This is a genomic window from Streptomyces sp. NPDC006643 (genome assembly GCF_042870175.1).
Classification (GTDB): Bacteria; Actinomycetota; Actinomycetes; order Streptomycetales; family Streptomycetaceae; genus Streptomyces.
This window is the reverse complement of the sequence record NZ_JBIAHA010000006.1, coordinates 1-13,113: the sequence shown is the minus strand read 5'-3', so window position 1 is coordinate 13,113 and position 13,113 is coordinate 1. Positions and strand designations below refer to the sequence as shown.

The window sequence follows — 13,113 nt, the reverse complement described above, 5'->3', positions numbered from 1 at the left end:
CAGGTGTCCCTGGACAGCCCGCCACCCGCCCGCTGGCACACCGCGTCGGCGACGCTCGGCGGCGCGAGCGTGAAGGTGCGTGTCGTCGTGCGCGCGGTCGTGACGCGCAGCCCGGTGCCGCCGTCGGCGAAGGCCAGCGCGAGTACGGGACCGTCCACGGCAGGCAGCGGCGCCCCCGCGCCGGCCGGTGCGGCGGTCTCCCAGAACCGCGTCGCGCCCTCGGCCGTCGCGGTCCACGACGTCGCGGGCCGGCCGCTGGACGACACGGAGCGGGAGGCGGCGAAGCGCGCGGCGCTGCGGGCGGCGTACGAGGTGTGCGGTACGCGGCGGGTCGGCGGCGCGCAGATCACCGTCTACGCCCGGCCGGGCGCCTGCTGACCCGGCGACCGTCCAGCCGGGGCCCCTTCCCCTCCCTGGCTTAAGGTGAGCGAAGCCGGACGAGGGGACGAACATCAATGCCCGCCAGCGGAGCCGTGACCCGCAACACCCTGCGGCAACAGATCGCGGACGCACTGCGTGACGAGGTGTTGGCGGGGCGTTTGCTCCCCGGCGAGGAGTTCACCGTCAAGCACATCGCCGAGCAGTACGGCGTCTCGGCGACCCCCGTCCGGGAGGCGCTGGTCGACCTGAGCGCGCAGGGGCTGCTCGACTCCGACCAGCACCGGGGCTTCCACGTCCACGAGTTCACCGTGGCCGACTTCCGCGCCATGGTCGACGCGCGGGCGCTGATCGCGGACGGGATCTTCCGCCGTATCGCGGCGAGCGGCATCGGACGGGTGCGTTCCGAGGCGCTGGTGTCGGTACGGCGCCGGGCCGAGGAGGCCGCGCGGGCGGCGAAGGGCGGGGATCTGGACATTCTGATCGGGTACGACCTGCGGTTCTGGCGGGAGTTGGCCGCGCTCGTCGCGAATCAGTACATCTGCGACTTCCTGCACCGGCTGCGGGTCCAGGCGTGGGTGTTCTCCGTGCCGTTCCTGCGCGGGGACAAGGCCTGCCGCGAGTGGCTGTGGAGCGGGCACGAGCAGCTGGTCGACGCGATCACGCTCGGCGACGCGGACGCGGCACGGGTGGTCGTGGACGACTGCCACGCGCACTCGCTGGCGTGGGCGGACCGGGTGGATCCGGAACTGGGACGTCCGCGGCGGTGAGCGGGTACGCGATGAGTGGAAGCACGGATGCGACGCCCGACGCGGGGACACCGGGCACAGGCACTGACATAGGTACGGGCACAGGCACGGGCACGGGCACCGGCCCCGGCATAGGCACGGCGGCCGACCTGACCGTGGTCGTCCCCGCCTACAACGAGGAACACCGGCTGCGCCCCACCCTCGACGCGATCTGCGCGCATCTGCGCGCGGACCCGGAGCGCTGGGGCGACTGGGAGCTGATCGTCGTGGACGACGGCTCGACGGACGGCACGGCGGCCGTCGCGGCGGAGGCCGCGCGGGACGAGCCCCGGGTCCATGTGCTGACGAGCGACGAGAACCGGGGCAAGGGGCACGCGCTCCGGCTGGGTGTGCTGGCGTCGTACGGCAGACGCGTGCTGGTCACGGACGCGGATCTGGCGACGCCGATAGAGGAACTGGACGCGCTGGACGAGCTGCTGTCGGCCGAGGACGGCACGTACGGCTCGTACGGCTCGTACGAGGACGACGGCCCGTACGAGGACGACCGCACCGAGTACCCGCCCACCGCCGCCGTCATCGGCTCCCGCGCCCTCCCCGGCTCCCGCGTCGAGGTGCACCAGCGCCCCGTACGCGAATCGCTCGGCCGGCTCGGCAACCGCCTCATCCGGCTCGTCGCCGTACGCGGCATATACGACACCCAGTGCGGCTTCAAGCTCTTCGACGGCGACAAGGCACGCGCCGCCTTCGCCGCCTCCCGTCTCGACGGCTGGGGCATAGACGTCGAGATACTGCGCCATTTCCGCCGCGCGGGCTGGCCCGTCGCCGAGATGCCGGTGCGCTGGGCGCACCAGAGCGGTTCGAAGGTACGGCCGGCCGACTACGGCCGCGTACTGCTGGAACTCGTCCGGCTGCGCACCCGCCTCCGCCCGGTGGACCTCGCCGTCGGCGCGCTCTTCCTCCTCTCGTCCCTCCTTCTCTACAAGGGCCTGTGGGCGGACCTGGACCGCGCCTACCTCGCCGACTCGATGCAGGACCAGAACCAGTGGGAGTGGTTCTTCGCCGTCACCGCCGACAACGTCGCGCATCTGCGCAATCCGCTCTTCACCACCTATCAGGGCCACCCCGAGGGCGTGAACCTGATGGCGAACACGGTCATGCTCGGCCTGTCCGTCCCCCTGACGCCCCTCACGCTCCTCCTCGGCCCGACGGTGACCTGGGCGCTGGTCCTCACGCTCGGGCTGACGGCCACGGCCGTCGCCTGGTACTGGCTGTTCGTACGCCGGGTGACGCGCGTCCGGCCCGCGGCGGCCACCGGCGCGGCGCTGGCCGCCTTCGCGCCGCCGATGATGTCGCACGGCACGGCGCACCCCAACTTCCTTGTGCTCTTCATGATCCCGGTGATCATCGACCGGGCGCTGCGGCTCTGCGACCCGGGGGCCGGGGGCCGTCGCGTGGTGCGGGACGGGGTCCTGCTGGGCCTCTTCGCGACGTACCAGATCTTCCTCGGCGAAGAACCGTTGCTGCTCGCCGCGATGGGGATGCTGATCTTCGCGCTGGCGTACGCGCTGGCGCGGCCCGATGTCGCCCGCGCCGCCTGGCGCCCGCTGCTGCGGGGGCTCGGCGTCGCGCTGGCGGTCTGTCTGCCGCTGGTGGCGTTCCCGCTGTACTGGCAGTTCTTCGGCCCGCAGAGCTACCACAGCGTCCTGCACGGCGACAACGCCGGCAACAGCCCGCTCTCCTTCCTGGAGTTCTCGGGGCGCGCGCTGCTCGGCGACGAGGAGCGCGCCGACACGCTCGCGATGAACCGCACCGAGCAGAACGCCTTCTACGGCTGGCCGTTGACCGCGCTGACCTTCGGGATCGTGGTGTGGCTGGGGCGTTCGGCCCTGGTCAAGGCGCTGACCGGCACGGTGCTCGTGGCCGCGCTGCTGTCGCTGGGGCAGAAGATCCGGATCCCGTTCACGGACGTGGTGCTGCCCGGGCCGTGGCGCGCGCTGGCGCACCAGCCGCTCTTCGAGTCGGTGATCGAATCGCGGGTCGCGATGATCTGCGCCCCGGCGCTCGGCGTGCTGATCGCACTCGCGGCGGCCCGGCTCAAGGACCTCGAACCACGGTCGCACCGGGCGGTGGGGCTGGTCGCGATCGCCGCCGCGCTGCTGCCGATCCTGCCGACGCCCCAGCCGGTGCGGGAGCGGCCGGAGGTGCCGCGCTTCATCACGGACGGCATGTACCGGGACTACGTCGCCGAGGGCGAGAGCGTCGTCCCCGTACCCCTGCCGAGCCCGGCCGAGGCGGACGCGCTGCACTGGCAGTCGGCGACGGGCTTCGGCTTCTCCGTGCCCGGCGGGTACTTCAACGGGCCCTGGGGCCCGGACCGGATGGGCATCTACGGCGCGGCGCCCCGCCACACCTCCAACCTGCTGCGCGACGTCCGTTACGGCGGCCAGATCCCGGACATCGGTCCGAGCTGGCGCGCGCAGGCCAAGCTCGATCTGGCGTTCTGGAAGGCGGGCGTGCTGGTGCTCGCTCCGCAGGACAACGACGAGGCGCTGTACGAGGTCGTGGCGAAACTGCTGGGGCGGCCGGGGGAGCGATTGGGCGGCGCGTGGGTATGGGACATGCCGAGGGCGCGTTGACATCGACGGTCGTGGACATCGACGGTCATGCCGGTCGTCTTCGCTGATCGCGTTCGCCGCATTACGCTGACCCGACGGTCGGGTTCGTACGTACATGTACGAACCTGAACGAAGTAGCTGTAACCCGACGGAACCTGACGGAACCCGTTCGAACTCGTTGGAGAGCGAGCCTCCCTTGGCCTGTGACCTGTGGTTGGTCCCCCTCGTCGACGTGCTGTGCCACAGCCCCGACAACCCCTTCGCCGAAGAGATCGCGGTCTACGACAAGGCACTCGGCGACGCCGGGCTGCCGCCCGTTCCCGTCTTCGCCTACATGCCCGGCCTCTCCGGCGACGTCGCACCCGTCGCCGGCTTCGACTACGACGCGCTGCACTTCCTGCGCCGGGCGTATCTGCTCCAGATGTGCGGCCTGGCGGTGACGCCGGTGGGCGAACTGGGCGGTGACTACGAACAGTTGCTGGAGATGTTCGAGGCGACGGCCCAGCAGTCGCACCTGGTCTGGCACTACGACCACGCGGGCGCGTACGTGCCCGTGGACTACGCGTCTCCGCTCTCCAACGAGGAACTCCTCGCGGGCGGCGGCCCGCTGGGCTCGACGCAGGGACTGCTGCGCGAGCTGGAGCTGGTCGCTCCCTCGATCGGCATCGACCCGGCCAACCCCCCGACCGCCCCGGCCCCGCCCCAGGGCCCCACGTCCCTGGAGGAACCGGCGGGGCCGATCCCGTACGACGACAGCCCGTTCGCCCGCGAACGGCACGTCTGGCTGGGCCTGCACGCGGCGTCGACGCGGAGCCTGGGCCAGGGCTCGATGATCATCTTCAGCTGAGCCGCCGGGGCGGGCCCCACGACGGGCCCGCCCCGCGGCCAAGTGGGCTCTGCTCGTTGGCGGTTGGTAGGTTCGGCGGTTGGTAGGTTCACCCGCCATGAGCCCGATCACCGATGCGACGCGTTCTCTGCGGCGCGCCAAGAACCAGGAGGCATGGGGTTTTGTGCTGCTGGGAATCAGCGGCGCGCTGTGGCTCTGGTTCGCCTTTCTGCTGCTCACGCCGTACGGCAGCTGCGAGTCCAGGCTGTTCACGGACGCCCCCACGGCGTACTCCAGCACGTCCTTCCGCAACGCGTGTGCGGCCGAGCGGGACTGGCCCGAGTTGCTGGGCGTCCTCGGCCTGTCCGTGCCCACGTCCGTCGTGGGAGCCGTCCTGCACACCAGCGGCAGATTCGGCATCCTGCTCGGCGAGCAGGCGGCGGCGTCGGCGGCGGTCGCCCGCCGCCCGGAGACGGCGGACGACGACGCGTCATAGGGCCAGGAGGCAGAGCGGGGCTCAGGGCCCGGGTCCGGGGCGTGGCCCAGGGCGGGGCTCAGGGCCCAGGTCCGGGGCGTGGCCCAGGGCGGGGCTCAGGGCCCAGGTCCGGGGCGTGGCCCGGTTTCGGGGAGGGGCCCGGTTCCGGGGAGGGGCGGGGTTGAGGGAGAGCCCCTACCGCACATCCGGTGGCCGCTGGCGCGGCATGTTCGGGCGGGTGCCCGGGGGCAGTGGGAAGCGGCCCGGGGGGAATCCGCCGTCGCCCCGCCCCGTACCGCCCAGGCCGCCCAGACCCCCCATCGCCAGTGACTGCGCCACCAGCGGCGCGGGCCCCGCCCGGTACTCCACCATCCAGTCCGCCGTCTCGGCCCGCACCAGCTCCGTGACGTCCTCCGAGAACCGCCGCAGCACCCCCAGGCACCGCTCCGCCGCCTCGCTCGCCGTGCCGTCCGTCGGGCCGAGCACCTCCCGTACGCACTCCGACGCCCAGTCGTACTGGAGCGCCTGCAACCGCCGCTCCACCGCCTGCGCCGTCGCGACGTTCCGCATCCAGCCCGACGTCACCCCGAAATACCGGTCGCAGCCCAGACAGGCCGCCGCCAGCAGCAGCGCCAGATACCCCCAGCCGGTCGCCCCCGGGCCCAGCGCGCCCGTCAGGTCCAGCAGCGGCAGCGTCGCGCCCGCGACCACGCCCAGCGCCGTCGCGGCCCGCAGGGCACGCGCGCAGCGGCGCTTGCGCGCCCGTTGCGCGCGGTAGCGGGCGACCGTACGCAGCGCGTTCGCCTCCGCCCACCGGTACAGCTCGTCGAGCCGCTGCGCGGGCTCGCTCCAGTCCCCGGCGGGGAAGACCCCGGAGATCGCCCCCCACGGCACGGCCCCCGGTCCCGGCGTACCCCCGCTTCCGCCCCCGCTCCCATTCACACTCCCCGGCGCACCCCGCGCACCCTCGTCCCGGGCCGGCCCCCCGGGCTGCATGTCCGGCTGGCTCACCGGGGCTCCTCTGCGTAACGGCATGGCTGAGTGGAAGATGGAAACGTGGAACGGAATCGCGGATAGGAACGCGTACCGCACTTCCTACCGCCGAATGGTGGGCCCCGCGCCCGAAATCCGGGCGCTTCCCCCGCGTGGGGGCCGTGATCAGGTAGAGGAGCCGGGCACTCTCACTCGAAAGAGTTCGTTCCTGTGGGGTAGGACGGCCTGCCTGGTGACCACGTAGGCTCGACCTGCCGAACATCCGATGTCGATTTGCCAGGAGTGACCGTGATTCCCGGTGGTGGCCAGCCCAACATGCAGGAGATCCTCCAGCAGGCCCAGAAGATGCAACAGGACCTCGCGGCGGCCCAGGAGGAGCTGGCCGCGACCGAGGTCGACGGCCAGTCCGGCGGCGGTCTCGTGAAGGCCACGGTCAACGGCTCCGGGGAGCTGCGCGGCCTCGTCATCGACCCCAAGGCGGTCGACCCCGACGACACGGAGACGCTCGCCGATCTGGTGATCGCCGCCGTCCAGGCGGCGAACGAGAACGCGCAGCAGCTCCAGCAGGAGAAGCTCGGCCCGCTGGCCCAGGGTCTCGGCGGAATGCCGGGGCTCCCCTTCTAGCCGGGCGCCGCAGCAACTACCGTACGAGCAACACGAATACCGAGCACCAAGCACCACGAATGACCAGCACCGAGCGAGCGTCAGGAAAGGCAATCCGTTGTACGAAGGCGTGGTCCAGGACCTCATCGACGAACTGGGCAGACTGCCCGGCGTCGGTCCCAAGAGCGCGCAGCGGATCGCCTTCCACATCCTCCAGGCCGAACCGACCGACGTCCGCCGCCTCGCGCACTCCCTGCTCGAAGTGAAGGACAAGGTCCGCTTCTGCGCGGTGTGCGGGAACGTGGCGCAGGAGGAGCGGTGCGGCATCTGCCGCGACGCGCGCCGCGATCTGACGGTCATCTGTGTCGTCGAGGAGCCCAAGGACGTCGTCGCCATCGAGCGGACCCGCGAGTTCCGCGGCAAGTACCACGTGCTCGGCGGCGCGATCAGCCCCATCGAGGGCGTGGGCCCCGACGACCTGCGGATCCGTGAGCTGCTGGCCCGTCTCGCCGACGGTACGGTCACCGAGCTGATCCTGGCGACCGATCCCAACCTGGAGGGCGAGGCCACGGCCACGTACCTCGCCCGCATGATCAAACCGATGGGTCTGCGCGTCACGCGCCTTGCCAGCGGTCTCCCCGTGGGGGGCGACCTGGAATACGCCGACGAGGTCACGCTGGGGCGTGCCTTCGAGGGGAGACGACTTCTCGATGTCTGACGCCACGCTGCACTCCACCACGCAGGACCCCGACGACTTCGCGGTCCAGATCGCCGATCAGGTCGAGAGCTTCATCGTCGCGGTCACGGAGGTCGCGAAGGGCGACGAGCCCGACAGCGCCGTGCCGTTCCTGCTCCTTGAGGTCTCCCAACTGCTCCTGGCCGGCGGCCGGCTGGGCGCGCACGAGGACATCCTCCCCGACGAGCGGTACGAGCCCGACCTGGGCCCGGAGCCGGACGTCGACGACCTGCGCGAGCGCTTCGCGGCGATCCTCGAACCGATCGACGTGTACTCGGAGGTCTTCGACCCGTACGAGCCCCGCAAGGCGCCCGTCCCGTGCCGTATCTCCGACGACCTGGCCGACATCGTCGCCGACCTCCGCCACGGCATGGCGCACTACCGCGCGGGCCGGACGACCGAGGCGCTGTGGTGGTGGCAGTTCTCGTACTTCTCCAACTGGGGCTCCACCGCCTCGGCCACGCTCCGCGCCCTCCAGTCCCTGGTGGCCCACGTCCGCCTCGACCAGCCCCTCCCGGCACTCGACGGCCTGGACACGGACCAGGACCTGGGCGAGGACGCGCTGGCGGAGGAGGCGGGCAAGGTGATGGCGGAAGAACTGGGCGCCCTGGGTATGCGCCCGGTGGCGGACCCGGCCTGACACCGCCGAACCGGCCCGCACCGCAGGGGAGTCGCGGCGCATCCGGCCCGGTCGGCGCGCGGCCGATCTGAGAGCGAGTGCTCTTGTGCGGGCCGGGGTACGGCTGCTATGGGCCCGGGGATTTCTTCGGTCACTGATCCACTTTTCGCTTGCCTCCGGCACGGGGTCTCCCGCTAGCGTCACTCAGAGGGCACAGTGGATGTGCACGGGGTGACCGAACGGGGGAGCAGTGTCGTATGCGCAGGGGTGGCAGGGGGTGTTCACCCGCTCGGAGACGCCGACGCCGGCCGGGGACGACGAGATCCCGGACGACAAGTCCCCGGCGGAGCGCAAGGCATGGTGGGACGGTCTCAGCGAGGAGCGGCGCCGGGAGTTCCTGGACATCGCTCCGGACCTGATCGGGAATCTGAACGGGATCCCCTCGCAGGTCCGCGACGAGGCGAACCGGACCTATCTGCCGGTGCTGATCGACTCGCTGGAACAGCAGAGCGGCGACGACGCCCGGACCAAACTCGACGGGCTGCGCGCGATCGAGGACGAGATGAACAGGCCGACCGGCCACCGGATGTATCTGCTGGGCATCGGGGACGAGGGCAACGGCCGCGCCATCGTGGCGTACGGAAACCCGGACACGTCGCAGAACGTCCATGTGCCGGAGCCGGACGGTGGTTTCACCGCCGGCGCCGTGCGGCGGGCCCTGCGTACCGCGATCGGCGCGCGGGGGGACGACGTGTCCAGCGCCTCCATCGTCTGGCTCGGGTACGGCGCCCCGGAGACCCGGGGCGGTGCGGGAGGCACGCCCGTCGCGTCGGCCGATTCGCCGTGACGCCCGAGCGGCGCCGCGCCCCGCAGGTCTGCCTGAACGGCGCCAGAACCCGCGCCGAACACCCCCGCCTGCCGGTCTCCCCGGCCGAACTCGCCGCCGCCGCACGGGACTCCGTCGCCGCCGGGGCCGGGGACATCCATCTGCACCCGAAGGACCGCGACGGCAGGGACACCCTCGCGGCGCCGTACGTCGCGGCGGCGCTGACCGCCGTACGGGCCGCCGTCCCCGGGATCCCGGTCGGTGTCACCACCGGCGCCTGGGCGACTCCCGACCCCGAGCACCGGGCCGCGCTGGTCCGCGGCTGGACGGTGCTGCCCGATCACGCCTCCGTCAACTGGCACGAGGACGGCGCCGACCTCGTCGCCGAGGCCCTGCTCGACCGGGGCGTGGGGATCGAGGCGGGCCTCTACTCCGGTACGGACGCGGCCCGCCGCTTCCTCGCCCGGCCCTCGGCCGACGGCGTACTGCGCGTGCTCGCCGAGGTGACGGACACCGCCCCGGCGACGGCCGCCGCGCTCCTCGCCGAACTACGGGCCCTGGGCACGGCCGTCCCGATCCTGCTGCACGGCGAGGACGGCTCGGCCTGGCCGGTCCTGCGACTGGCGGCGGCCGAGGGGCTGTCCGTGCGTATCGGCCTGGAGGACGCACTCCACCTCCCGGACGGCACCCCGGCTGCGGACAACGCCGAACTGGTCAGGCGCGCACGGGAGTTCATCGAGCGGCCGATCCAGGGTCCTCGTGATGCGCACCGCCCCTCTTGATGTCTAGCCGCCTGGATGTGGTGACTACCGTCACGAGCTGCGGGAAGGCAGTGCCGCCCGGGAGTGACCGAGGGGATACGCGGCGCTCTGTATCGGCGTTGCTCCGCGCGATGGTCATGGTCTGCCCGTCCCTTGCGGTGGCGATCAAGGATTCCGGGGCGCCGAGGGCGGGGCAACCCGATTGCGGAAAATGGCCGACGCGTGACGTCACCGCAGGTGGGCCCGGAGCTTGAGCCTCGGGCTCCGAGCCCTCTTTCAGTTGAGTGGGAGGAGGGGGAGGGAACCCATCCCCCCTCCCAAGTCCCCCGCTGACCAGTCGAGATGACTTTCCGTGGTCGGCTTGCATCAGAGCGTATTGACGGTTTAGCGTTCAGGGCATTAAGCGGCCCCGGCAGGTGCGACAACACCAACTCCGGGGCCTGACCAACGAATCGAAAGCAGTCGATCGTGGATTCCACAGAGTTTAGTGCTGCCCTGCGCGCGCCCGCACATCCCTCGGCCAAGCTCGGCTACGGCAAGCGCTCCGCGCCCGGTCAACGGCCCCGTACCGCAAGCGATTTCGCACATCTGCGCCCGAGGGAAGCGGCGCTCGCCGCGTACATCGACCGGCTCCCCGACGGCGCCGCGATCGGCTACAAGCCCCTGGCGGCGAACGTCGCCGACTACGGGCAGCAGGCGTGCGCCAAGGCGCTCAAGTTCCTGTCGCACGAGGGACATCTGCGGCTGGTGAAGGAACACCTGTGCACGGGGGACAACAGCTTCCGCTGGGTGACGCGGACCTACTTCTCCCGGACGTCGAGGGACGACGACTGGTGGAAGGCGTACGTGGACAGTCTGCGCGGCATCGACCTCACGGAGCTGGAGCGACGGCAGCGCGACACGACCTCGGCGGAGACGGGAGACGGCGGAGGAGCCCGTACGGCAGCCCACGCTGGTCGCTCCCGCCGCACCGTCCGCCGCCTACCGCACACTTGCCCGGCTCGGGCGCACCGACCCCCGTATGACCCTGTCCGCCACCGAGTGCGCCGCGCTCGAATCGCTCGCCGCGCAGTGGCTGGCGCGCGGCGCGACGGCGGCCCACCTGACCCGATCACTGACCACCGGGCTGCCGCACCCCCTGCACAGCCCCGGCGCGATCGCCCGAACCCGACTGGAGAGCAAGATGCCGCCCGAGCCGTACCAGGCCCCCGAGTACATCACCCGAGCCGTGATGGTCTGCATGGGCTGCGAGGAGCCCGACAACGTCGTGACGCTGATCAAGGGCATGTGCCTCGACTGCAACGAGGAGATGGCGGCGTACGACGTGGCCGAGGAGAAGGGCCTGGTCATCGACGCGATCCCGGACACCTTCCGCGCCGTCCCCGCCAAGCAGGAGGTGGCCCGCCGCGCCGACGCCCTGCGCGCGGCGGCCGGCTTCAAGACCCGCCCGATCCCGCGCCCGGCGCACGGCGAACTCGTCCAGGCCTCCTCGCTCGACGGCGCGGACCTGCTGCGGGCGGCCGAATGAGCGTGCACGAGATGCCGGTGAGGGCACCATGGAGGGGAGGAGGTGACGCCATGACCCCCAGGACCCCCGCCCGGCCACAGATGTCCGTCGACGAGTTCGAGGAACTTGCCCGACGTGCGCCAGAGATGGTGCGGCTGGAATTCATCAACGGAAAGGTCCAGGTCAAGCCCGTGCCGGACGGTAACCACGGTGAGATTGTGATGTGGCTGCTCGAACAGTGCATGCAACAACGGCCTGATCTGCGTCTCTACCCGGAGCAGGGGCTGAAGGTCGAGGCTTACCGGAAGGGCCGCGCACGGCCTGACGGCTCCCTCGCGCCGAGGGAGAACTTCGTCGGACAGGGCGAGTGGGCTGAGCCGGGCGGTGTCCTGATGGCCGTCGAAGTCACCTCACGGGACACCGACACCAACAGGCGGGACCGCATCGAAAAGCCCGACGGCTACGCGGCAGCAGGTATCCCCGTCTATCTCCTCGTCGACCGCGATGCCTCCTCCCTGACTGTGCACGCCGAGCCCGAGAAGGGCGAGTACCGCTCCGTCACCATCAGGCCCTTCGGCGCTGTCGTCGAGTTCCCCGCCCCGGTCGGCATCACGCTTGCAACCGAGAAGCTCAAGGACTACGCGGACTGACGGTCGCCGGACGTGGGCCGAACCTGGACGAATGGGATCCATGCGCCCTTTGCTCCGTTCCCCGCTCGGCGGCCCGCTGCCCCATCGAATCCGAGCACGGTGGAGGATTGACGTGATGGGGGTGATGACTGAGGTGTCTGACGGTGTACCCGCGATCGATGTCGCACTTGCGCGGCGGCTGCTGGAGGCGCAGTTTCCGCGGTGGGGAGGGCTGGGGCTGGTGCGGCTGGCCGACGGAGGGTCGGACCATGTGATCTTTCTGCTCGGCGACGACATGTCCGTACGGCTGCCGAGAGGCGACTGGGCCGCCGGGCAGGCCCAGAAGGAGCACACCTGGCTGCCTCGGCTCGCGCCCGAGCTGAGCCTGGCCACGCCCGAGCCGCTCGGGCTCGGGGTGCCGGGCTTCGGGTATCCGTATCACTGGTCCGTCACGCGGTGGCTGGACGGGGATGTCGCCACGGCGGACGGGTTCGCCGATCCCGCGCGGGCCGCCGTCCAACTGGCCGATTTCCTCAAGGGACTTCAGCGAATCCCGGTGACGGGCAGCGGGTACGGGCTGAGCCGGTGGTCGCTCGTCGGGCGCGACGAGGACACCCGTACCGCCATCAAGGCCCGCACCGGCAGCGTCTTCGCCGACGCCATGACGCGCGTGTGGGACGCCGCCCTGGCGGCACCGGGCTGGGACGGCGCGCCCGTCTGGTTCCACGGCGACTTCCACACCGGCAATCTGCTGACCGTCGACGGGCACCTCAGCGCCGTCATCGACTTCGGCGGGCTCGGCGTGGGCGACCCGGCCTGCGATCTGATGGTCGCCTGGACCACCCTCTCGGCCGAGACCCGGCCCGTCTTCCGCGCGGCTCTGGGTGTGGACGACGCCACTTGGGCGCGGGGGCGGGGATGGGCGCTGGCCACGGGGCTGAACGCGTACGCGAGTCACGCAGCCACCGACCCGCGCGTGGCCGCGCAGACCCGCCGTCAGATCGACGAGGCCATCGCCGGGGAGATCGCCGACGGGCTGGCCGTCGCCGACGGGATCTGGGGCTGACGCCGGAACCGGCGCGACCTCAACTGGGTCTCCCTACAGGGGAGATGCCGCCCTGCTCCGACCGACAATGGCGTGGGGCGATCGGGCATCGCGTGACAGGCTGACCGTTCCTGGTTCTTGTTTTCGTGACTTCAACGGGGGTTGAGGGGGCATGGGATACACGATTCCCGAGGGCGTCGACACGATGCTGGACGTCGTCGGGGTGGGCTGGCCGAATGTCGACGAGGACGCGTACCGCGATATGGCGGACGCGCTGCGGGAGTTCGCGGACGACGCGGACGACGACGCGCACACGGCGCACGGGCATGTCCAGCGGTTGCTGTCGACGGG

14 protein-coding genes are annotated in these 13,113 nt (G+C 71.5%); 13 read left to right on the top strand and 1 reads right to left on the bottom strand.

Annotation, left to right across the window (positions count from 1 at the left end):
- The first annotated feature begins 3 nt into the window (after positions 1 to 3).
- The 5 genes from ACFYNU_RS09840 (at position 4) to ACFYNU_RS09820 (ending at position 5,064) form a co-directional block, all read left to right on the top strand.
- A complete protein-coding gene (locus ACFYNU_RS09840; RefSeq protein ID WP_356595412.1) occupies positions 4 to 378 on the top strand; it encodes a hypothetical protein in 375 nt (124 codons plus the stop codon).
- A gap of 77 nt (positions 379 to 455) precedes the next feature.
- A complete protein-coding gene (locus ACFYNU_RS09835) occupies positions 456 to 1,148 on the top strand; it encodes a GntR family transcriptional regulator (protein ID WP_356595413.1) in 693 nt (230 codons plus the stop codon).
- An 11-nt stretch (positions 1,149 to 1,159) separates the two neighbouring features.
- Positions 1,160 to 3,763, top strand: coding sequence for a dolichyl-phosphate beta-glucosyltransferase (locus ACFYNU_RS09830; RefSeq protein WP_356595415.1), 2,604 nt, complete (start codon positions 1,160 to 1,162; stop codon positions 3,761 to 3,763).
- A 175-nt stretch (positions 3,764 to 3,938) separates the two neighbouring features.
- The gene (locus ACFYNU_RS09825) at positions 3,939 to 4,589 is read left to right on the top strand and encodes a hypothetical protein (protein ID WP_356595417.1); all 651 of its coding nucleotides are present in this window, start codon (positions 3,939 to 3,941) and stop codon (positions 4,587 to 4,589) included.
- Positions 4,590 to 4,686: 97 nt separating this feature from the next.
- Positions 4,687 to 5,064 carry a hypothetical protein gene (locus tag ACFYNU_RS09820; protein WP_356595419.1) on the top strand — a complete coding sequence of 126 codons (378 nt, stop codon included), beginning with the start codon at positions 4,687 to 4,689 and terminating at the stop codon, positions 5,062 to 5,064.
- A 174-nt stretch (positions 5,065 to 5,238) separates the two neighbouring features.
- Here ACFYNU_RS09820 and ACFYNU_RS09815 read toward each other — a convergent pair whose 3' ends face one another.
- Positions 5,239 to 6,054: an SLATT domain-containing protein gene (locus ACFYNU_RS09815; RefSeq protein WP_356595421.1), complete on the bottom strand. Its 816-nt coding sequence runs from the start codon at positions 6,052 to 6,054 to the stop codon at positions 5,239 to 5,241.
- 270 nt (positions 6,055 to 6,324) lie between these two features.
- Between ACFYNU_RS09815 and ACFYNU_RS09810 the strand changes: the two genes are divergently transcribed.
- The 8 genes from ACFYNU_RS09810 to ACFYNU_RS09775 all read left to right on the top strand — a co-directional run bounded on the left by ACFYNU_RS09810 (position 6,325) and on the right by ACFYNU_RS09775 (position 12,783).
- Positions 6,325 to 6,660, top strand: a complete 336-nt coding sequence (locus tag ACFYNU_RS09810) for a YbaB/EbfC family nucleoid-associated protein (RefSeq protein WP_079128466.1) — start codon at positions 6,325 to 6,327, stop codon at positions 6,658 to 6,660.
- Between the two features lie 97 nt (positions 6,661 to 6,757).
- Positions 6,758 to 7,357: a recombination mediator RecR gene (gene recR / locus ACFYNU_RS09805; RefSeq protein WP_023539771.1), complete on the top strand. Its 600-nt coding sequence runs from the start codon at positions 6,758 to 6,760 to the stop codon at positions 7,355 to 7,357.
- The gene (locus ACFYNU_RS09800; RefSeq protein ID WP_356595424.1) at positions 7,350 to 8,015 is read left to right on the top strand and encodes a DUF5063 domain-containing protein; all 666 of its coding nucleotides are present in this window, start codon (positions 7,350 to 7,352) and stop codon (positions 8,013 to 8,015) included. Before recR ends, ACFYNU_RS09800 begins: the two co-directional genes overlap by 8 nt.
- Before the next feature lie 256 nt (positions 8,016 to 8,271).
- Positions 8,272 to 8,841, top strand: a complete 570-nt coding sequence (locus ACFYNU_RS09795) for a hypothetical protein (RefSeq protein ID WP_356595426.1) — start codon at positions 8,272 to 8,274, stop codon at positions 8,839 to 8,841.
- The gene (locus tag ACFYNU_RS09790) at positions 8,838 to 9,602 is read left to right on the top strand and encodes a 3-keto-5-aminohexanoate cleavage protein (protein ID WP_356595428.1); all 765 of its coding nucleotides are present in this window, start codon (positions 8,838 to 8,840) and stop codon (positions 9,600 to 9,602) included. The genes ACFYNU_RS09795 and ACFYNU_RS09790 overlap by 4 nt, the downstream gene beginning before the upstream one ends.
- A gap of 1,000 nt (positions 9,603 to 10,602) precedes the next feature.
- Positions 10,603 to 11,109, top strand: coding sequence for a hypothetical protein (locus ACFYNU_RS09785; protein ID WP_356595430.1), 507 nt, complete (start codon positions 10,603 to 10,605; stop codon positions 11,107 to 11,109).
- A 50-nt stretch (positions 11,110 to 11,159) separates the two neighbouring features.
- Positions 11,160 to 11,738: a Uma2 family endonuclease gene (locus ACFYNU_RS09780; protein ID WP_356595438.1), complete on the top strand. Its 579-nt coding sequence runs from the start codon at positions 11,160 to 11,162 to the stop codon at positions 11,736 to 11,738.
- 133 nt (positions 11,739 to 11,871) lie between these two features.
- The gene (locus ACFYNU_RS09775) at positions 11,872 to 12,783 is read left to right on the top strand and encodes an aminoglycoside phosphotransferase family protein (RefSeq protein WP_388765730.1); all 912 of its coding nucleotides are present in this window, start codon (positions 11,872 to 11,874) and stop codon (positions 12,781 to 12,783) included.
- Positions 12,784 to 13,113 lie beyond the last annotated feature (330 nt).